The organism is Streptomyces sp. NPDC044044, from assembly GCF_056434405.1.
Window position 1 is genome coordinate 54755 of record NZ_JBWKFG010000013.1, and the last position, 21133, is coordinate 75887.

The following is a 21133-nucleotide window of genomic DNA, read 5'->3' on the forward strand; positions in this document are numbered from 1 at the left end:
GTTGACCGTCAAACTTTTTGGTGAGACTCTGGAATCCCCGCGCACCTTAGCTGTTTGGCATGTGAGAACGGCCAGCACGACCCAGCACGAACAACGAGTGCCAAGCACCGCGGGTGCGATTCCCTCACGACCCACACCGCTTCGGTCGGTCACTCATTGTGGAGGACCATCCATCATGGCAAAGGCGCTTCTCGGTTACGTCGGCGGTTCCGACCCGCGACTTCTCGCCGAGATGCGACGGCTCCAGCAACGCGTCCAGGACCTGGAATCTGAGCTTGTGAAGATCCAGGCCGAGAACGACGCGCTCGCGGCTGCCGCTTCTCACGAATCGCTCCTGGAGAGCATCGACGTACCCCAGGCGGAGCCTGCGCTCACCTGACCACTGCCATCCTGAGTAAAGGCGCTTTTCTCGCAGGGCTTGCGCAATGATCATTCAGCGTCGCGCTCTTTTCGCCGTGTGAGCTGCCTCTTCACGCACGTGGTCGGGCTGCCCATGTCAGCCGCTTGTCCAGATCTGCAAGGGACGCTTCGGCGTCCCTTCTTTCTTGCCGCCCCCGTAATGTGTTTCCTTTACAGCTGATGTGCCCTGCATCTTCCTGGGTGAAACGGTCAGTGAAAGGTAGAGTCCGGCGGCGTGCACCTCAAGGCCCTGACACTGCGCGGTTTCAAATCCTTCGCGTCGGCCACGACGCTGAAGTTCGAGCCGGGCATCACCTGCGTTGTCGGACCGAACGGCTCCGGCAAGTCCAACGTCGTGGACGCGCTGTCCTGGGTCATGGGCGAGCAGGGCGCCAAGTCGCTGCGCGGCGGCAAGATGGAGGACGTCATCTTCGCCGGCACCACCGGGCGCCCGCCGCTCGGCCGTGCCGAGGTGTCCCTCACCATCGACAACTCCGACGGTGCCCTGCCCATCGAGTACGCCGAAGTCACCATCACGCGGATCATGTTCCGCAACGGCGGCAGCGAGTACCAGATCAACGGGGACACCTGCCGGCTGCTCGACATTCAGGAACTGCTCTCCGATTCCGGCATCGGCCGCGAGATGCACGTCATCGTCGGGCAGGGCCAGCTCGACGGCGTGCTGCACGCCGACCCCATGGGGCGCCGCGCCTTCATCGAGGAGGCCGCGGGCGTCCTCAAGCACCGCAAGCGCAAAGAGAAGGCGCTGCGCAAGCTCGACGCGATGCAGGCCAACCTCGCGCGCGTCCAGGACCTGACCGACGAACTGCGGCGCCAGCTCAAGCCCCTTGGCCGGCAGGCCGCCGTGGCGCGCAGGGCCGCCGTCATCCAGGCCGATCTGCGCGACGCCCGCCTTCGGCTGCTCGCCGACGATCTCGTACGCCTGCGGGACGCGCTGCGGACCGAGGTCGCCGACGAGGCGGAGCTCAAGCGGCGCAAGGACAGCGCCGAGGCCGACCTGAAGAAGGCGCTCCAGCGTGAGGCGGAGCTCGAGGACGAGGTGCGCCGCCTCACTCCGCGGCTCCAGCGGGCACAGCAGACGTGGTACGAGCTGTCGCAGCTGGCCGAGCGGGTGCGCGGCACGGTGTCGCTCGCCGACGCCCGGGTCAAGAGCGCGACGGCCGCGCCTCCCGAGGAGCGGCGCGGCCGTGACCCCGAGGACATGGAGCGCGAGGCCGCGCGGATCCGCGAGCAGGAGGCGGAGCTGGAAGCCGCACTCGAAGCGGCCGAGCATGCCCTGGAGGACACCATCGGCCACCGTGCCGATCTGGAGCGGGATCTCGCGGTCGAGGAGCGCCGCCTCAAGGACGTGGCGCGGGCCATCGCCGACCGGCGTGAAGGGCTCGCGCGGCTGACCGGGCAGGTCAACGCGGCGCGCTCGCGGGCCGGCTCCGCACAGGCCGAGATCGACCGGCTCGCCGTGGCGCGGGACGAGGCGGGGGAGCGCGCGGTCGCCGCCCAGGAGGAGTACGAGCAGCTGAAGGCGGAGGTCGACGGGCTCGACGCCGGTGACGCGGAGCTCGGCGAGCGGCACGACGAGGCGAAGCGTTCCCTCACGGAGGCCGAGGGCGCGCTGACCGCGGCTCGGGAAGCGGCCACCGCCGCCGAGCGCAAGCGGGCCGCTGTCGCCGCCCGGCACGAGGCGCTCGCGCTCGGCCTGCGCCGCAAGGACGGTACGGGGGCGCTGCTCGCCGCCAGGGACCGTCTCACGGGGCTGCTCGGTCCCGCGGCCGAGCTGCTCTCGATCACTCCGGGGTACGAGGTCGCCGTCGCGGCGGCCTTCGGCGCGGCGGCGGACGCCATCGCGGTGACCACACCGGCATCGGCGGCGGAGGCCATCCGGCTGCTGCGCAAGCAGGACGCGGGGCGGGCCGCGCTGCTGCTCGCGAGCGCGTCGGAGGCGCCGGGCGCCGACCCCCGTGACGTACGGCCGGGAGGTGCCGAAGGGCCGCCCCTGGTCGCCGAACTGGTGCGCGGTCCCGCGGAGTTGATGCCCGCCGTGCGGCGGCTGCTGCGGGGGATGGTCGCCGTCGGCACCCTTGAGGACGCCGAGGACTTCGTCTACGCCCACCCGGAGCTCACCGCCGTCACCACCGAGGGGGACCTGCTCGGGGCGCACTTCGCGCAGGGCGGGTCCGCCGGGGCGCCGAGCCTTCTCGAAGTGCAGGCGTCCGTCGACGAGGCGGCGGCCGAGCTGGAGCAACTGGCCGAACAGTGCGACGAGTTGGCGCACGCCCAGCAGGTGGCGGGCGAACGGCGCAAGGAAGTCGCCGCGCTCGTCGAGGAGTTGGGGGAGCGCAGGCGCGCCGCCGACCGGGAGAAGTCCTCCGTGGCGCAGCAGCTCGGTGCGCTCGCCGGGCAGGCCCGGGGCGCCACGGGCGAGGCCGAGCGCAGTGCGGCGGCCGCGGCCAAGGCGCAGGAGGCGCTGGACAAGGCGGTCGAGGACGCCGAGGAGTTGGCCGAGCGGCTCGCCGTCGCTGAGGAGGCCCCGGTGGAGGAGGAGCCCGACACCGCGGTGCGCGACCGGCTCGCCGCCGACGGTGCCAATGCCCGGCAGACCGAGATGGAGGCCAGGCTCCAGGTGCGTACGCACGAGGAGCGGGTCAAGGGGCTCGCGGGGCGTGCCGACTCGCTCGACCGGGCCGCGCGCGCCGAACGCGAGGCACGCGCGCGTGCCGAGCAGCGCAAGGCCCGGATGCGGCACGAGGCCGCGGTCGCCGAGGCCGTCGCCCGTGGCGCGCGGCAGCTGCTCGCGCACGTCGAGGTCTCTCTCGTGCGGGCCCAGGAGGAACGTGCCGCCGCCGAGCGCGCCAAGGAGGTCAGGGAGCGGGATCTGACCGCCGAGCGGAGCCAGGGGCGCGACCTCAAGGCGGAGCTCGACAAACTGACGGATTCGGTCCACCGCGGCGAGGTACTCGGTGCCGAGAAGCGGCTGCGCATCGAGCAGCTGGAGTCCAAGGCGCTGGAGGAACTCGGTGTGGAACCGGCAGGACTCGTCTCCGACTACGGCCCCGACCAGCTCGTGCCGCCATCCCCCGCGGCCGAGGGCGAGGAACTCCCCGAAGACCCGGAGCACCCGCGCAACAGGCCCGTGCCGTACGTCCGCGGTGAGCAGGAGAAGCGGCTGAGGTCAGCCGAACGGGCGTACCAGCAGCTCGGGAAGGTGAACCCGCTGGCCCTTGAGGAGTTCGCCGCGCTGGAGGAGCGCCACAAGTTCCTGAGCGAGCAGCTGGAGGACCTGAAGAAAACGCGGGCCGATCTCCTGCAAGTGGTGAAGGAGGTCGACGAGCGCGTCGAGCAGGTCTTCACCGAGGCCTACCGGGACACGGCCCGTGAGTTCGAAGGCGTGTTCTCGCGGCTCTTCCCGGGCGGCGAGGGGCGGCTCATCCTGACCGATCCCGACAACATGCTCGCCACGGGAGTCGACGTCGAGGCGCGCCCGCCCGGCAAGAAGGTCAAGCGTCTCTCGCTGCTCTCCGGCGGCGAGCGGTCCCTGACGGCCGTCGCGCTGCTCGTTTCGATCTTCAAGGCACGGCCGAGTCCCTTCTATGTGATGGACGAGGTCGAGGCCGCGCTCGACGACACCAACCTGCAGCGGCTCATCCGCATCATGGAGGAGCTGCAGGAGGCGTCGCAGCTGATCGTGATCACGCACCAGAAGCGGACGATGGAGGTCGCGGACGCGCTGTACGGCGTCTCGATGCAGGGCGACGGCGTCTCGAAGGTGATCAGCCAGCGGCTTCGCTAGGCGCTGTTCCCGGACCGGGGTTCCGGCTTCGGCCGCCGGGTGCGGGGCGCTCCCGGCTGGTCGCGCAGTTGTCGGCGCCCCCTCGGTGCTCTCCCTCCTTGAGTTCAAGATGTGAACGAACGTCACCTCAAGCGCACCTGAAATTCACAGGAACCCAGGTCTTGACTTCGAAACTTGAAGGCATAGTCTCTGCAACGTTGCTTTTACCTTCAGGTGGTGGGCGGCGTGAAGTTGTGCGCCACTTGAAGTGCTCACCCCCACCCCCGGCGATGTTGCCGGTGGCCCGAGGAGTCCATGTGACCAGCACAACGAAGGCGCCGCAGCCCGAAGGCAGAGAGGCCAGGCCGGACCATCTCGGCCACGTCATCTTCATCACGGCGGCCGCCGCCATGGGCGGCTTCCTCTTCGGCTATGACAGCTCCGTGATCAACGGCGCGACCGTCGCCATCCAGCACCGGTTCGAGGTCGACGCGAACATGCTCGGCTGGATCATCGCGACCGCGCTGCTCGGCTGCGCCCTCGGCGCGGCGATCGCCGGGCGCATCGCCGACCGCATCGGCCGTATCCGCTGCATGCAGATCGCCGCCGTCCTCTTCGCGGCGAGCGCCGTCGGTTCCGCCCTGCCGTTCGCGGCGTGGGACCTGACGATGTGGCGCTTCATCGGCGGCATCGGCATCGGCATGGCCTCCGTCATCGGCCCGGCCTACATCGCCGAGGTCGCACCGCCCGCGTACCGAGGCCGTCTCGCCTCCTTCCAGCAGGCCGCGATCGTCATCGGCATCGCCGTCTCCCAGCTGGTCAACTACGGCATCCTGAAGCTGGCGGACGACGACCAGCGCGGCAAGCTGATGGGCCTGGAGGCCTGGCAGCTGATGCTCGGCGTCATGGTCATCCCGGCCGTCCTGTACGGCGTGCTCTCCTTCGTCATCCCCGAGTCGCCGCGCTTCTTGATCTCCGTCGGCCGTGACGTCGAGGCGAAGAAGGTGCTCGGCGAGGTCGAGGGCACCAAGATCGACCTGGACGCGCGCGTCTCCGAGATCGAGGAGGGCATGCGCCGCGAGCACAAGTCCTCGTTCAAGGACCTGCTCGGCAAGGTCGGCTTCCTGCCGATCGTCTGGATCGGCATCGGCCTCTCGGTGTTCCAGCAGCTCGTCGGCATCAACGTGATCTTCTACTACTCGAACCAGCTGTGGCAGTCGGTCGGCAAGGACCCGAGCAGCTCGTTCCTGTACTCGTTCGAGACGTCGATCGTGAACATCATCGGCACGGTCATCGCGATGATCTTCGTCGACCGCATCGGCCGCAAGCCGCTGGCCATCATCGGCTCCGCCGGCATGGCGCTCGCGCTCTTCACCTGTGCCTGGGCGTTCTCGTACCGCACCGGCTCCGGCGACAACGTCACGCTGCCGAACGCGCAGGGCCTGACGGCGATCATCGCCGCCAACTTCTTCGTGCTCTTCTTCGCCCTCTCCTGGGGCGTGGTGGTCTGGGTCCTGCTCGGCGAGATCTTCCCGAACCGGATCCGCGCCGCCGCACTGGGTGTGGCCGCGTCGGCGCAGTGGCTCGCCAACTTCGCGATCACCAAGACGTTCCCGAGCATGTCCGAGTGGAGCCTGACCGGCTCGTACATCATCTACGGCGCCTTCGCCGTGCTCTCGATCCCCTTCGTCATGAAGTTCGTCAAGGAGACGAAGGGCAAGACCCTGGAGGAGATGGGCTAATCCCCGCTGCCCCTCCTCTGAGGAAGCTGCCCCGGTTCAAGGACCTATTCCTTGAGCCGGGGCAGTACGTTTTCGCAGAAGTGGTGCAGGCTGCGCCATCCCTCGTCCAACGGCATCCCTCCCGAGAGCGGATGCAGTACGAGATTGGCGGCGCCGCCCTGCACATGGGCCACGCACGCGTCGGGCGTGAGGATGCGGTAGACGCCCTCGGCGCGCAGCTCGTCGACCGTCGTGGCGGTGGACTTCACCGCCGAGCGGATGTCCTTGGACTGCCAGGAGGCGTACGTGCGGGCCTCGTGCAGGAAGTGCTGGCCGTGCTCGGCCCAGGTGCGGTCCGGGTCGTCCGCGATGTGCAGGAGGGATGTCTCGGCGGCGGGCATCATCGTCCAGCCCTCGGTGCCGTACTCCGCGAGGCGGTCGTTGTAGTACGCCTCCAGCTCCGGCAGATGGGCGCTGGGGAAGAACGGCAGGCCGAGCCGGGCCGCGCGCCGGGCCGCCGCCTGCGAGGAGCCGCCGACCAGGAGCATCGGGTGGGGCTGGGTGTACGGGCGCGGGGTGACGCGCACGGTGCGGCCGCGGAACTCGAAGGGCTCGCCGGTCCACGCCTGCAGCAGGGTCTCCAGGAGCTCGTCCTGGAGCTTGCCGCGCCGCTTCCAGTCGACGTCGAACGCCGCGTACTCCTCGGGCCGGTAGCCGATCCCCGCCACCGTCACCAGGCGACCGCCGCTGAGCAGATCGAGTACGGCGATGTCCTCGGCGAGCCGCAGCGGATCGTGCAGCGGGCCGATGATCGCGGAGACCGTGACCGCGATGCGCCGGGTCGCGCCGAACACCGCGCCGGCGAAAGTGAAGGGCGAGGGCAGCCAGTTGTTGCCTGCGCCGTGGTGCTCCTCGGTCTGCACGGTGGAGATGCCCCGGTCGTCGGCGTACGTGGCCATCTCCAGTGCGGCCTTGTAACGCTCGCTCAGCGAGGCGGGTGTGGCGTCCGGATCGACGAGGTTGAAACGTACGACTGTGACGGGCATGGAAAACGTCCCCCTTCACCGTGGGCGGGCGAAGAGGGACGTTAGATGACGTGGTGTCAGATGACCAGTGCCCGGGGGCAGTTGTTCCGGATCAGGCGCGGAACGACGCCCGCCTCAGAGGAATGTCAGGCGGAGACCAGCTCCGTCTCGCCCTCGCCCTTGCCCTGGGGGGCCTCGGCGGCCGGGGTCCTCGGCAGCACGGCGTACAGCGCGGCCGCGATGAGGATCGTGGCCAGCCAGCCCAGGCCGTTGCGGCCGATCCAGGAGGTGGCGAGCGGGCCGCTGAACCAGTCGACCTTCGTGAAGAGCAGGCCCATCACCAGGGCGATCGCCCACGCGGTCATGGCCTGCCAGGCGAAGCCCGCCTTGTACCAGTAGGCGCTGGTGTGCTTGGTGTCCATCAGCGCCTCGCCGTCGTACGTCTTCCTGCTCAGCATGTCGATGCCGAAGACGCCGATCCAGGCGGAGAACGCGACCGCGAGCAGCGTGAGGAAGGAGATGAACGAGCCGATGAAGCTGGTGGCCACGTTCATCAGGAGGTAGCCGAAGATCAGGCTGATGATGGCGTTGATGGACACGGCCCACGTGCGCGGGACCTTGATGCCGAGCGTCATCGCGGTGAAGCCCGCGGAGTACATCGACATCGAGTTGATCAGGAGCATGCCGATCAGGGCCATCACCAGGTACGGAACCGCGATCCACGTCGGGAGCAGCTGGCCGAGGAAGGAGACCGGGTCCGAGGCCTTGGACAGGCTCGGCGTGCTGACCGCCATGACCGCGCCCATCAGGACCATCGGTACGACGACGATGCCGGCGCCGCCGATGGCGTTGCCCACCAGGGCCTTGCTGGACGCCTTGCGCGGGAGGTAGCGGGTGAAGTCCGGCCCTGTGGGGACCCAGCTGATGCCGCCCGCTGCGATCACGCCGACGCCCGCGACCATCGCCGCGGTGGAGCCCGCGGACTGCGAGAAGACGTCCGACCAAGGGGTGTTGGCCACGAGGTAGACCAGGACGAGGACGCTGAAAGCGCCGAAGAGGTACGTCGCCCAGGTGTTGCAGACATGCAGGACCTTGCGGCCAAGACCGCTGATGACGAACGTACAGGCGACGAAGGCGATCAGCGTCACGACCGTCAGCCACGTGCTGGACTTCACGCCGAAGCAGATGTCCAGGACGGTGATGATCGCGTACGCGCCCGTCACCGCGTTGATGGTCTCCCAGCCCCAGCGCGCGATCCAGATCAGCGAGCCCGGGAAGAGGTTGCCGCGCTGGCCGAAGACGGCGCGCGAGAGCGTCATGCCGGGGGAGCCGCCGCGCTTGCCCGCGATCGAGATCAGACCGACGAGGCCGTAGCTGAGGAGGGGCGACACGAGGGCGACGACCAGGGCCTGCCAGAAGTTGAGGCCGTTGGTCACGATGAGGCCCGCGCCCATGGTGAGGAGCAGGACGCTGATGTTGGCCGCCACCCAGGTGGGGAACAGCTCGCGGGTCCGGCCCGTGCGCTCGGAGTCGGGGACGGGCTCGAGGCCGCGTGTCTCCAGGGCGCCTTCGGTTTCGGCGGTGGTGCTCATGGGGTGGGGTCCGTGCCTCTCGCTCGGATCGCAACGCCGCGATCCGTCCGTGGGGGTGATCGCGTTGGACTCTACGCGCGTTGATGCGGAGAGCTCCATCGTACTTTAGTCCGAGTAGTGCCCTCTATGAGCTTATGTTCTTTGGAGGAAGCTACAGCCTGGGCCCGTGTTGCCCCCATGGCTGATACTGGGTGGGTTATGGAAATCGTCATCCTTGCTGTAGTCATCGCCGTGGTCGTGATCGGCGCGCTCGGCGGGCTCGTGATCGGCAGCCGCAAGAAGAAGCAGCTGCCGCCGCAGGCCCCGTCGTCCACGCCCACCATCACCGCCCCTCCGGCCGAGCCGCATGTCGGCGACGAGGCCGAGACGCCGCGCGACGAACCGCGCCGCACCATCGAGGAGGTGGAACTCCCGGGCGCCGGAGCACAGGCGCCGGTCGTCACCGAAGAGGCCCCCGAGGCCGCCCCGGAGATCGAGACCCCGGAGCCCACGGCAGGTCGCCTGGTCCGTCTGCGCACGCGGCTCTCCCGCTCGCAGAACGCACTCGGCAAGGGGCTGCTCACGCTCCTCTCCCGCGAGCACCTGGACGAGGACACGTGGGAGGAGATCGAGGACACGCTCCTCACCGCCGACGTCGGCGTCGCCCCCACCCAGGAACTGGTCGAGCGCCTTCGCGAGCGCGTCCGCGTGCTCGGCACCCGCACCCCGGACGACCTGCGCGCGCTGCTCCGTGAGGAACTCCTCACGCTGCTCGGCACGCGCGAGGGCGCGGAGTTCGACCGTGCCGTGAAGACCGAGTCGGGCCTGGAGACGCCCGGCATCGTGATGGTCGTCGGCGTGAACGGCACCGGCAAGACCACCACCACGGGCAAGCTCGCCCGCGTCCTGGTCGCCGACGGCCGCTCCGTGGTCCTCGGCGCCGCGGACACCTTCCGCGCCGCCGCCGCCGACCAGCTGCAGACCTGGGGCGAGCGCGTCGGCGCACGTACGGTGCGCGGCCCCGAGGGCGGCGACCCGGCGTCGATCGCCTTCGACGCGGTCAAGGAAGGCATCGCGGAGGGCGCCGACGTCGTCCTCATCGACACCGCCGGGCGCCTGCACACCAAGACCGGCCTCATGGACGAGCTCGGCAAGGTCAAGCGCGTCGTCGAGAAGCACGCGCCGCTGGACGAGGTGCTGCTCGTCCTGGACGCCACGACCGGGCAGAACGGCCTGGTGCAGGCGCGGGTCTTCGCCGAGGTCGTCGACATCACCGGCATCGTCCTGACGAAGCTGGACGGCACCGCCAAGGGCGGAATCGTCGTCGCCGTCCAGCGCGAGCTGGGTGTGCCGGTCAAGCTGGTCGGGCTCGGCGAGGGCGCGGACGACCTGGCTCCGTTCGAGCCGGAGGCATTCGTCGACGCGCTCATCGGCGACCAGTAGGCCGCGTACGGCGGATTAGGCCGCGTACGGCGGATCAGTAGGAGACGTACGCCAGAGAAATGCCCCACCCCGGGGTGCAGCCGGGGTGGGGCATTTCCGTGTGCGGGCGCTTCTACGCCGGGGAGCGGTGCGCCACGTACGCCAAGGTGCCGAGCACCAGCCGTGCCTGCGGGGGATGGGTCGCCGAATCCAGGTCGGGGGCGCGGAGCCAGCGGACCGGGCCGAGGCCCGCGCGGTCGGAGGGCGGGGCCGTGATGTGCGTGCCGGGGCCCAGGCCGTGCAGGTCGATGCCGGCGTCGTCCCAGCCCATGCGGTAGAGCAGCTGGGGGAGTTCGGCGGCGGCGCCGGGCGCGACGAAGAAGTGTGCGCGGCCCTCCGGGGTGGCCGCCACCGGGCCGAGCGGCAGGCCCATGCGCTCCAGGCGGACCAGCGCCCTGCGCCCCGCGGCCTCGGCCACCTCGATCACGTCGAAGGCGCGCCCCACGGGCAGCAGCACGGCGGCGCCGGGGAACTGGGCCCAGGCTTCGGTCACTTCGTCCAGCGTCGCCCCCGCGGACACCTCGGGAGCGAACTCGATGGGGTGGGCGCCAGGGGCGGCGCAGTCGGCCGCGCCGCAGGAGCAGCGGCCGTCCAGGGCGCGTGCGCCGGGGATGGCGGCCCATCCCCACAGCCCGGTGTACTCGGCCACCGCGGTGCAGTCCGACGCGCGGCCACGCCGCCGTGAACCGGTGCGGGGCTTGTCGGTCCCCCGGATGCCGCCGATCGTGAAGCCCATGCCCCCTCCAACGGGTCGAGCGCGGTGTGGTTACGTGACGGAATCGGATCGTGACCCTGTGCTTTTGTTCAGGCGCCTGACGCCCTGAGGGGGGTGCGCTCGGTCATGCACGCCCCCAAGTGCTCCCTTCCGCCCACCTTCGGTCGTCCACTGTCAAGTCAATCGCTTGTGGCGGGCCGGGAGTTCATTCGAAGGGGTGGCGAATGGTGGCGTTTCCGCGATCGCCCTCGCCGGAGGGGTGATCGTAGGATTACTTTCAGTGCACGGGCCCTGAGTGTTGTGCACTCGTGGGTATGCCGGAGGCAAGTCGGTTTCCTGTTCGATGGGTGACGTTCTCCGGACGGAGAGCCGCAACACGCGGCATTCTGGTAGGGCTTGGCGTGAGACCGCGCGTAAGTGTCTTGAGGGATGGGGGCGTTCCAGTGGGCGGCAATGGCGGAAGTGGTGCGAACGCTGAGAAGCGCCCCAACGAACTGCTCAATTCCTGGTTCGTGCGCAGCGGCTGGTCGAAGGGCGAGCTCGCGCGCCAAGTGAACCGCAGGGCAAGGCAGTTGGGCGCCCATCACATCTCCACCGACACCTCGCGCGTGCGGCGCTGGCTGGACGGCGAGAATCCCCGCGAGCCCATTCCGCGCATCCTCTCCGAGCTGTTCTCCGAGCGCTTCGGCTGTGTCGTCGCGGTCGAGGACCTCGGCCTGCGCGCCGCCCACCAGTCGCCCTCCGTGTCGGGCGTCGACCTGCCCTGGACCGGCCCGCAGACGGTCGCGCTCATCAGTGAGTTCTCGCGCAGCGACCTGATGCTGGCCCGGCGCGGTTTCCTCGGCACCTCGCTCGCGCTCTCCGCGGGCCCCGCCCTCATCGAGCCCATGCAGCGCTGGCTCGTCCCCGGGCCGACGACCCCGGTCGGCGACCCCGAGCCGCTCACACCGTCCCGCAGGCCCGGCCGGCTCTCCAAACCGGAGCTCGACCTCCTGGAGTCCACGACCGTGATGTTCCGGCAGTGGGACGCGCAGTGCGGCGGCGGGCTGCGGCGCAAGGCGGTCGTCGGCCAACTGCACGAGGTGACGGACCTGTTGCAGGAGCCCCAGCCGGAGGCCACGTCCAAGCGGCTCTTCAAGGTCGCGGGCGAACTGGCCGAGCTGGCCGGCTGGATGAGCTACGACGTCGGGCTCCAGCCCACCGCCCAGAAGTACTTCGTCCTGGCCCTGCACGCCGCGAAGGAAGCGGGCGAGAAGCCCCTCGGTTCGTACGTGCTCTCCAGCATGAGCCGCCAGATGATCCACCTCGGGCGGCCCGACGACGCGCTCGAACTCATCCACCTCGCGCAGTACGGAAGCCGGGACTGCGCGAGCCCGCGCACCCAGGCCATGCTGTATGCGATGGAGGCCCGCGCCTACGCCAGCATGGGCCAGCCCGGCAAGTGCAAGCGGGCCGTGCGCATGGCCGAGGACACCTTCGCCGACGCCGATGACTTCGACGAGCCCGAGCCCGACTGGATCCGCTTCTTCTCCGAGGCCGAGCTGAACGGCGAGAACGCCCACTCGTTCCGCGACCTGGCCTACGTGGCGGGCCGCAGCCCCACGTACGCCTCGCTCGCCGAGCCCGTCATGGAGCGCGCCGTCGACCTTTTCGGCAAGGACTCCGAGCACCAGCGTTCGTACGCACTGAACCTCATCGGCATGGCCACGGTCCACCTGCTCCAGCGCGAGCCCGAGCAGAGCACGGTGCTCGCGGGCGAGGCCCTCACCATCGCCAAGAAGGTCCGCTCCGAGCGGGTCAACACCCGCCTTCGCAAGACCGTGGACACCGCCGTGCGGGACTTCGGCGACATCGCCGAGGTCGTGCAGCTCACCGACCAGCTCGCCATCGACATGCCGGAGACCGCGGAAGCGGTCTGACGGCGCCCCACCAGAACTCCGGTCGCGGCCGGACCATCCCGAACTGCCCGACTCGGCTCCCCCACGCCAGGTCAATCGGATGGCCGCCGCGGCCGGTTTGTGTGCTGTGCGCAGGGTATGAAACCGCGCCCCGCCTGACCCGGCAGTTCATGGACGCGTAACACGTACGACCTCTTCGTCACTGCGGCGAAACATCGAGGGGCGCCCCCGGAAACGGCGCTGCGCCAATCTCATGGCGCATAACGGCCCACCCCTCTTGCCCCGCCCGCACGGGCCGCATACGACGACGAGGAGACGCCGATGCCCCCAGGCATCACGATCGCCGCAGACGCCCCGCAGCTGTCTGCCGCCAACACCGGGTTCATGCTCATCTGTTCCGCCCTGGTGATGCTCATGACGCCGGGACTCGCCTTCTTCTACGGAGGCATGGTCCGCGTCAAGAGCACGCTGAACATGCTGATGATGAGCTTCATCAGTCTGGGGATCGTCACCATCCTCTGGGTGCTGTACGGCTTCTCCATCGCGTTCGGCACCGACCACGGCAGCCTTTTCGGCTGGTCCTCCGACTACGTCGGCCTGAGCGGCATAGGGCTCAACGAGCTGTGGGACGGCTACACCATCCCGGTCTATGTCTTCGCGGTCTTCCAGCTGATGTTCGCGATCATCACGCCCGCCCTGATCAGCGGTGCGCTCGCCGACCGCGTGAAGTTCACCGCCTGGGCGCTGTTCGTCGCGCTCTGGGCCACGATCGTCTACTTCCCTGTCGCGCACTGGGTGTGGGGCGCGGGCGGCTGGGCCTTCGAGCTCGGTGTCATCGACTTCGCGGGCGGCACGGCCGTGCACATCAACGCGGGTGCCGCGGCACTCGGCGTGATCCTGGTCATCGGCAAGCGCGTCGGCTTCAAGAAGGACCCGATGCGGCCGCACAGCCTGCCGCTGGTCATGCTCGGCGCTGCGCTCCTGTGGTTCGGCTGGTTCGGCTTCAACGCCGGATCGTGGCTGGGCAACGACGACGGCGTCGGCGCGATGATGTTCCTGAACACCCAGGTCGCCACCGCCGCGGCCATGCTGGCCTGGCTCGCCTACGAGAAGATCCGGCACGGCGCGTTCACCACGCTCGGCGCCGCTTCGGGCGCCGTCGCAGGACTCGTCGCGATCACCCCGGCAGGCGGCTCCGTCTCGCCGCTCGGCGCGATCGCCGTCGGTGCCATCGCCGGTCTGCTCTGCGCCATGGCCGTCGGCCTCAAGTTCAAGTTCGGCTACGACGACTCCCTCGACGTCGTCGGTGTCCACCTCGTCGGCGGTGTCGTGGGCTCGCTGCTCGTCGGCTTCTTCGCCACCGGCGGCGTCCAGTCCGACGCCAAGGGCCTCTTCTACGGCGGCGGCCTCGACCAGCTGGGCAAGCAGGCCGCCGGTGTCGGCGCCGTCCTCGCGTACTCCCTGATCGCCTCCGCGATCCTCGCCCTCCTGGTCGACAAGACCATCGGGATGCGGGTCGGCGAGGACGAGGAGGTCGCGGGCATCGACCAGGTGCAGCACGCCGAGACCGCGTACGACTTCAGTGGAGCGGGCGGCGGCACGGCTCCCCGTACCGCCTCCGTGCCCGGCCCGCCGGCCCAGGACGCCGGTAAGAACAAGAAGGTGGACGCATGAAGCTCATCACCGCGGTCGTCAAGCCGCACCGGCTCGACGAGATCAAGGAAGCCCTCCAGGCCTTCGGCGTCCAGGGACTGACCGTCACCGAGGCCAGCGGCTACGGCCGCCAGCGCGGCCACACCGAGGTCTACCGTGGCGCGGAGTACACCGTCGACCTCGTGCCGAAGATCCGGATCGAGGTCCTGGTCGAGGACGACGACGCCGAACAGCTCGTGGATGTCGTGGTGAAGGCTGCCCGAACCGGCAAGATCGGGGACGGCAAGGTCTGGAGCGTCCCGGTCGACACGGCGGTACGGGTGCGGACCGGTGAACGCGGACCGGATGCGCTGTGAGCTCGGTCGGCGAGGACCGAGCTGCCAGAACTGAGCGGGACTGAGCGGAACTGAGCGGGACTGACAGGAGCTGCTGGGTGACGAGTGTGGACGTACGTACTGAATCGGACTCGGAAGACTCCGGACCCAGCGGCTATGCGGCGGCCCGGCTGCGCCTCCTTCAAGGGGAGGCGCAGTCCGGGCCGCCGCGCCGTTCGGCCCTCGCCGACCTCACGGACGACTGGCTGACCGGGCTCTTCACGGCCGCGGGCGCGCCGAGGGGCGCGTCGCTGGTCGCCGTGGGGGGTTACGGCAGGGGCGAGCTGTCGCCGCGCAGCGACCTCGACCTGCTCCTGCTGCACGACGGCAGCGCGGACGCCGGTGAGGTGGCGGCCCTCGCGGACCGCGTCTGGTACCCCATCTGGGACCTCGGGCTCGCGCTCGACCACTCCGTGCGCACGCCCGCGGAGGCACGCAAGACCGCGGGCGAGGACCTCAAGGTGCAGCTGGGGCTGCTCGACGCGCGGCACGTCGTGGGTGACCTCGGTCTTACCGCCGGGCTGCGCACGGCGGTGCTCGCCGACTGGCGCAACCTCGCGCCGAAGCGGCTGCCGGAGCTGCGCGAGCTGTGCGAGGAGCGGGCCGAGCGGCAGGGGGAGCTGAGCTATCTCCTGGAGCCTGACCTGAAGGAGGCGCGGGGCGGGCTGCGGGACGCGACCGCCTTGCGGGCCGTCGCCGCTTCGTGGCTGGCCGACGCGCCCCGGGAGGGGCTCTCCGACGCCCGGCGGCGGCTGCTTGACGTGCGGGACGCGCTGCATCTGACGACGGGCAGGGCCACGGACCGGCTCGCCCTGCAGGAGCAGGATCAAGTCGCCGCGGAATTGGGTCTGCTGGACGCCGACACCTTGCTGCGGCAGGTGTACGAGGCGGCGCGCACGGTGTCGTACGCGAGTGACGTGACGTGGCGCGAGGTGGGCAGGGTGCTGCGGTCCCGGTCCGTGCGGCCCCGGCTGCGGGCGATGCTGGGGGGCGGCAAGGGTGCTGCTGCCGAGCGGTCGCCGCTGGCCGAGGGTGTGGTGGAGCAGGACGGGGAGGTGGTCCTCGCGCGGGCGGCCCGGCCTGAGCGCGATCCCGTGCTGCCGCTCCGTGCCGCTGCCGCCGCTGCTCAGGCGGGGTTGCCGCTGTCGCTGCACGCGGTGCGCAGGATGGCGGCGGCCGTGCGGCCGCTGCCGACGCCGTGGCCCGCTGAGGCCCGGGAGCAGCTGGTGACGCTCCTTGGCGCGGGGCGTCCGACGGTCGAGGTGTGGGAAGCCCTGGAGGCCGAGGGGCTCATCACCCGGCTGCTGCCCGACTGGGAGCGGGTGCGGTGCCGTCCGCAGCGCAACGCCGTGCACACGTGGACGGTGGACCGGCATCTGGTGGAGACCGCGGTGCAGGCCTCGGAGCTGACCCGGCGTGTGGGACGGCCCGACCTCTTGCTGGTGGCCGGGCTGCTGCACGACATCGGAAAGGGGTGGCCGGGGGACCACTCCGTGGCGGGCGAGATCATCGCGCGGGACGTCGCCGCGCGGATCGGGTTCGACCGGGGCGATGTGGCGGTGCTCGCGACGCTGGTACGTCATCACCTGCTGCTCATCGAGACGGCCACGCGGCGGGACCTCGACGACCCGGCCACGGTGCGGGCCGTCGCGGACGCGGTGGGGTCGCTCGGCACGCTGGAACTGCTGCACGCGCTGACGGAGGCGGACGCGTTGGCCACCGGTCCCGCGGCCTGGTCCGCGTGGCGGGGCTCGCTGGTCGCCGATCTGGTGAAGCGGGTGGGGGCGGTGCTGTCGGGGGAGGAACCGGAGGCGGTGGAGGACATCGCTCCCACTGCCGAGCAGGAGCGGCTCGCGGTCGAGGCGTTCCGTACGGGTGGGCCAGTGCTGGCGTTGCGGGCGCAGACGGAGGGGGCCGAGGACGCTGCCGGGAATCCCGAGCCACTGGGGGTTGAACTGATCATCGCGGTGCCGGACCAGCCTGGTGTGCTGTCCGCTGTCGCGGGGGTGCTCGCGATGCATCGCCTTGCGGTACGTACGGCGGAGCTGCGGGGGGTCGGGCTGCCGTCCGGCCTCGAGGACCCGGTGCTGCTCCTGAACTGGCGGGTCGCCGCGGAGTACGGCTCCCTGCCGCAGGCCGCGCGGCTGCGGTCGGATCTGGTGCGGGCGCTTGACGGGTCGCTGGACATCGCGTCGCGGCTGGCGGAACGGGACGCGGCGTACCCGCGGCGCCGGGGGACGGTGGCACCGCCGCCGCGCGTGACGGTGGCGTCGGCGGGCTCGCGCCTGGCGACGGTGATCGAGGTGCGGGCGCAGGACGCTCCGGGGCTGCTGCACCGGATCGGGCGTGCTCTGGAATCGGCGGGGGTGGTGGTGCGCAGTGCGCATGTGTCGACGCTCGGGGCGAATGCGGTGGACGCCTTCTATGTGACGGAGGCCGAGTCCAAGGCGAAGGCACCGAAGCCACCGACGCCGCTGTCGGGGGAGCGGGCCGCGGGGGTGGCTCGGGCTGTGGAGGAGGCGTTGAGGGGGTAGGGGGCGGTTTCCCCATCCCCCACCTCCCGGAGGGCGAGTGCCACCTGGTCACCCGAGGCGATCGGGTGGGCGGGAGAGGCCAGTTCGGCGGGCCCGACGCCGGTCGGTGATCGGGAGGGGGCGCCCCCGCCACGGGGCAGGGAAACCCGGCCCGGACGCTGCGCACCCACGCGTCCGGCGGTGCGGATACCCTGGAGGGCGACCTATCCGCCCTCCCCCACGCTCAGCTCCGCGCGAGCGGGGGGCGCCCCCTTCGACCCGAGGATTCGCGACCGCCGTGTTCGACACTCTCTCCGACCGCCTCGCAGCGACATTCAAGAACCTCCGGGGCAAGGGCCGCCTGTCCGAGGCGGACATCGACGCCACGGCGCGCGAGATCCGCATCGCCCTGCTCGAGGCGGACGTCGCCCTCCCCGTCGTCCGGGCCTTCATCAAGCAGGTCAAGGAGCGCGCCGCAGGGGCCGAGGTCTCCCAGGCCCTGAACCCCGCCCAGCAGGTCATCAAGATCGTCAACGAGGAGCTCGTCGGCATCCTCGGCGGCGAGACCCGGCGCCTGCGGTTCGCCAAGAACCCGCCGACCGTCATCATGCTCGCCGGTCTGCAGGGTGCCGGTAAGACCACCCTCGCCGGAAAGCTCGGCCTCTGGCTGAAGGGGCAGGGCCACTCCCCGCTCCTGGTGGCGTGCGACCTGCAGCGTCCCAACGCCGTGAACCAGCTGTCCGTCGTCGCCGAGCGCGCCGGCGTCGGCGTCTACGCCCCGCAGCCGGGCAACGGCGTGGGCGACCCGGTCCAGGTCGCCAAGGACTCGATCGAGTTCGCCAAGACCAAGCAGTACGACGTCGTCATCGTCGACACCGCGGGCCGCCTCGGCATCGACCAGGAACTGATGCAGCAGGCCGCGGACATCCGCGACGCCGTCAGCCCGGACGAGGTCCTCTTCGTCGTCGACGCCATGATCGGTCAGGACGCCGTCAACACGGCGGAGTCCTTCCGCGACGGCGTCGGCTTCGACGGCGTGGTGCTCTCGAAGCTCGACGGTGACGCCCGCGGTGGTGCCGCGCTCTCCATCGCGCAGGTCACCGGGCGCCAGATCATGTTCGCCTCGAACGGCGAGAAGCTGGACGACTTCGACGCGTTCCACCCGGACCGCATGGCGTCCCGCATCCTCGGCATGGGCGACATGCTCACGCTGATCGAGAAGGCCGAGCAGACCTTCTCCCAGCAAGAGGCCGAGCAGATGGCCTCCAAGCTGGCGAGCAGCAAGGGCAAGGACTTCACGCTCGACGACTTCCTGGCCCAGATGGAGCAGGTCCGGAAGATGGGCAGCATCAGCAAGCTGCTCGGGATGATGCCCGGCATGGGGCAGATCAAGGACCAGATCAACAACCTGGACGAGCGGGACGTCGACCGCACCGCCGCCATCATCAAGTCGATGACGCCCGCCGAGCGTGCGGACGCGGCGATCATCAACGGCTCGCGCCGCGCCCGTATCGCCAAGGGCTCCGGCGTCGAGGTCAGCGCGGTCAAGAATCTGGTCGAGCGCTTCTTCGAGGCCCGCAAGATGATGTCGCGGATGGCCCAGGGCGGCGGAATGCCGGGCATGCCCGGGATGCCGGGCATGGGCGGCGGCGCCGGCAAGCAGAAGAAGAAGCAGAAGCAGGCCAAGGGCAAGCGGAAGTCGGGCAACCCGATGAAGCGCAAGCAGGAGGAGCAGGAGGCCGCCGCCCGCCGCGAGCAGGCCGGTCAGGAAGGCGGCGCCTTCGGCCTGCCCGCCGGACAGCAGGGGCAGAACTTCGAGCTGCCGGACGAGTTCAAGAAGTTCATGGGCTGACGCCTCACCTCTCGTACGCCGCCTGGGGCGCCCCTCTCCGCGGAGGGGCGCCCCAGGCGTTTTCGGAGCAGGTGCCCGGCCCCTGTTTGTGTCGTAACGTCCCCATATGAGCAACCCTGTGCCGCCGCGCCGGGCGCCCGACCAGCCATGGCGCTCCGAGGGCGCGCCTCCGCCCGAGCCCAAGCCGCCGCCCAAGAAGAAGATGCCGGGCGGGTGGGGCGGGCTCATCCTCACCGCGCTCATCGTCTATCTCATCGCCAACCTCGTGCTCTCCTTCTTCAACGAGGGCGACGAGCCGACGATCTCGTACACGGAGTTCAGCAAGCAGGTCGACTCCGGGAACGTCACGAAGATCTACTCCAAGGGCGACGCGATCCAGGGCCAGCTCAAGAAGGAGCAGGAGAAGCCGGGGGACGAGAAGGGGAAGTACACCAAGTTCACCACCCAGCGCCCCGCCTTCGCCGACGACAAGCTCTGGGACGACCTGACCAAGCACGACGTCACCGTCACCGCCGAGCCCGTCGTCCAGGAACGCAGCTTCCTCTCCAACCTGCTCATCTCGCTCGCCCCGATGCTGCTTCTGGTCGTTCTGTGGATCTTCATCGCCCGGCGGATGAGCTCGGGCATGGGCGGCGGCGCCGGCGGCATGCTGGGCCGCAAGACACCGCCGAAGCCGGTGGAGCTCGAACCAGGTGACAAGCGCACCACCTTCGAGGACGTGGCGGGCATCGACGAGGTCGAGGGCGAGCTCAGCGATGTCGTCGACTTCCTGAAGAATCCCGCCGCCTACCGCGAGATGGGCGCCAAAATGCCGCGGGGCGTGCTGCTCGCGGGCCTGCCCGGCACCGGCAAGACGCTGCTCGCGCGGGCCGTCGCCGGTGAGGCGGGGGTGCCCTTCTTCTCGGCGTCCGCCTCCGAGTTCATCGAGATGATCGTGGGCGTCGGCGCGTCGCGCGTACGTGAACTCTTCGCCGAGGCAAGGAAAGTCGCGCCGTCCATCATCTTCATCGACGAGATCGACACCATCGGGCGGGCGCGCGGCGGCGGCAGCGGGATGGGCGGGCACGACGAGCGCGAGCAGACGCTGAACCAGATCCTCACCGAGATGGATGGTTTCTCGGGCTCCGAGGGCGTCATCGTCCTCGCGGCCACCAACCGCGCCGACATCCTCGACCCGGCCCTGACCCGCCCCGGACGCTTCGACCGGGTCGTCACCGTCAGCCCGCCCGACCGCGGCGGACGCGAGGCCATCCTCAAGATCCACACCCGTGAGATCCCGATGGCCGACGACGCCGACCTCGCACAAGTCGCGCGTACGACACCGGGGATGACCGGCGCCGAACTCGCCAACCTCGCCAACGAGGCCGCCCTGCTCGCGGTCAAGCGCAAGCAGAAGGAAGTGACGCAGTCCGACCTCTCCGAGGCCCTGGAGAAGGTCCAGCTCGGCGCCGAACGGCCGCTGGTCATGCCCGACGAGGAGCGGCGGCGCACGGCGTACCACGAGAGCGGCCACGCCCTGCTCGGCATGCTGCAGCCCGGCGCCGACCCGGTCCGGAAGATCACCATCGTGCCCCGTGGCCGCGCCCTCGGCGTCACGCTGTCGACCCCGGACGCCGACAAGTACGCGTACACGGAGGAGTATCTGCGCGGCCGCATCGTCGGAGCCCTGGGCGGCATGGCGGCCGAGCACGTCGTCTTCGACGCCATCACCACGGGCGCCGAGAGCGATCTCGAACAGGTCACCAACATCGCCCGCGGCATGGTCGGCCGCTGGGGCATGAGCGAGCGCGTGGGCCGTCTCTCCGCGCTGCCGAGCGACGCCCAGCAGGCCTACGGCCTCTCGGCGGCCCCGGGCACCCTCGACACGATCGACCACGAGATGCGGCGGATCGTCGACGAGTGCTACGAGAGCGCGTGCCGGCAACTGAGGGACCACCGGGGGCAGCTCGATGCGCTTGCCGCCGCCCTTCTGGAGAACGAGACGCTGGAGGAGGAAGGGGCGTACCGGGTCGCCGGCATCACGCGGCTCAGGAAGGACGCCGACTAGACCACTTCGGCGGCGGCGGCCGCGTACGGGCTGCGGACGCTGGAGATCACGGATCCGAGGCCGCGGGGCAGGATCGCCCTGACCTGGCGCACGGAC

13 protein-coding genes are annotated in these 21133 nt (G+C 70.2%); 10 read left to right on the forward strand and 3 right to left on the reverse strand.

What is annotated here, in order from left to right:
• Positions 1-175: 175 nt before the first annotated feature.
• From AC07AG_RS39145 to AC07AG_RS39155, 3 genes are all read left to right on the forward strand, one after another.
• The gene (locus AC07AG_RS39145; protein WP_135333243.1) at positions 176-379 is read left to right on the forward strand and encodes a hypothetical protein; all 204 of its coding nucleotides are present in this window, start codon (positions 176-178) and stop codon (positions 377-379) included.
• A gap of 255 nt (positions 380-634) precedes the next feature.
• Complete coding sequence (smc, locus tag AC07AG_RS39150; protein WP_478761539.1) at positions 635-4207, forward strand: chromosome segregation protein SMC; 3573 nt, start codon at positions 635-637, stop codon at positions 4205-4207.
• 269 nt (positions 4208-4476) lie between these two features.
• Positions 4477-5928 carry a sugar porter family MFS transporter gene (locus AC07AG_RS39155; RefSeq protein ID WP_478761541.1) on the forward strand — a complete coding sequence of 484 codons (1452 nt, stop codon included), beginning with the start codon at positions 4477-4479 and terminating at the stop codon, positions 5926-5928.
• Between the two features lie 44 nt (positions 5929-5972).
• Here AC07AG_RS39155 and AC07AG_RS39160 read toward each other — a convergent pair whose 3' ends face one another.
• Entirely contained in the window at positions 5973-6953 is a 981-nt protein-coding gene (locus tag AC07AG_RS39160; protein WP_478761543.1) for an LLM class flavin-dependent oxidoreductase, read from the reverse strand.
• Between the two features lie 125 nt (positions 6954-7078).
• Positions 7079-8524, reverse strand: a complete 1446-nt coding sequence (locus tag AC07AG_RS39165) for a purine-cytosine permease family protein (protein ID WP_478761545.1) — start codon at positions 8522-8524, stop codon at positions 7079-7081.
• Positions 8525-8722: 198 nt separating this feature from the next.
• On the opposite strand from AC07AG_RS39165, the gene ftsY reads away from it, so the two are divergent.
• The gene (gene ftsY / locus AC07AG_RS39170) at positions 8723-9946 is read left to right on the forward strand and encodes a signal recognition particle-docking protein FtsY (RefSeq protein WP_478761547.1); all 1224 of its coding nucleotides are present in this window, start codon (positions 8723-8725) and stop codon (positions 9944-9946) included.
• Positions 9947-10058: 112 nt separating this feature from the next.
• On the opposite strand, the gene AC07AG_RS39175 is transcribed toward ftsY, so the two are convergent.
• The gene (locus tag AC07AG_RS39175; protein WP_478761548.1) at positions 10059-10721 is read right to left on the reverse strand and encodes a bifunctional DNA primase/polymerase; all 663 of its coding nucleotides are present in this window, start codon (positions 10719-10721) and stop codon (positions 10059-10061) included.
• A 422-nt stretch (positions 10722-11143) separates the two neighbouring features.
• Here AC07AG_RS39175 and nsdA point away from each other — a divergent pair, with 422 nt between their 5' ends.
• From nsdA to ftsH, 6 genes are all read left to right on the forward strand, one after another.
• Positions 11144-12619, forward strand: a complete 1476-nt coding sequence (gene nsdA / locus AC07AG_RS39180) for a transcriptional repressor NsdA (RefSeq protein ID WP_478761549.1) — start codon at positions 11144-11146, stop codon at positions 12617-12619.
• Positions 12620-12919: 300 nt separating this feature from the next.
• Positions 12920-14272 carry an ammonium transporter gene (locus AC07AG_RS39185; protein WP_478761551.1) on the forward strand — a complete coding sequence of 451 codons (1353 nt, stop codon included), beginning with the start codon at positions 12920-12922 and terminating at the stop codon, positions 14270-14272.
• Positions 14269-14607: a P-II family nitrogen regulator gene (locus AC07AG_RS39190; RefSeq protein WP_150493276.1), complete on the forward strand. Its 339-nt coding sequence runs from the start codon at positions 14269-14271 to the stop codon at positions 14605-14607. Before AC07AG_RS39185 ends, AC07AG_RS39190 begins: the two co-directional genes overlap by 4 nt.
• A 77-nt stretch (positions 14608-14684) precedes the next feature.
• Positions 14685-17159, forward strand: coding sequence for a [protein-PII] uridylyltransferase (locus tag AC07AG_RS39195; RefSeq protein WP_478761553.1), 2475 nt, complete (start codon positions 14685-14687; stop codon positions 17157-17159).
• Positions 17160-17436: 277 nt separating this feature from the next.
• The gene (gene ffh, locus AC07AG_RS39200) at positions 17437-18990 is read left to right on the forward strand and encodes a signal recognition particle protein (RefSeq protein WP_478761554.1); all 1554 of its coding nucleotides are present in this window, start codon (positions 17437-17439) and stop codon (positions 18988-18990) included.
• A 106-nt stretch (positions 18991-19096) separates the two neighbouring features.
• Positions 19097-21037 (forward strand): ATP-dependent zinc metalloprotease FtsH, encoded by a 1941-nt coding sequence (ftsH, locus tag AC07AG_RS39205; protein ID WP_478761556.1) that lies wholly within the window; start codon positions 19097-19099, stop codon positions 21035-21037.
• Positions 21038-21133: the final 96 nt, after the last annotated feature.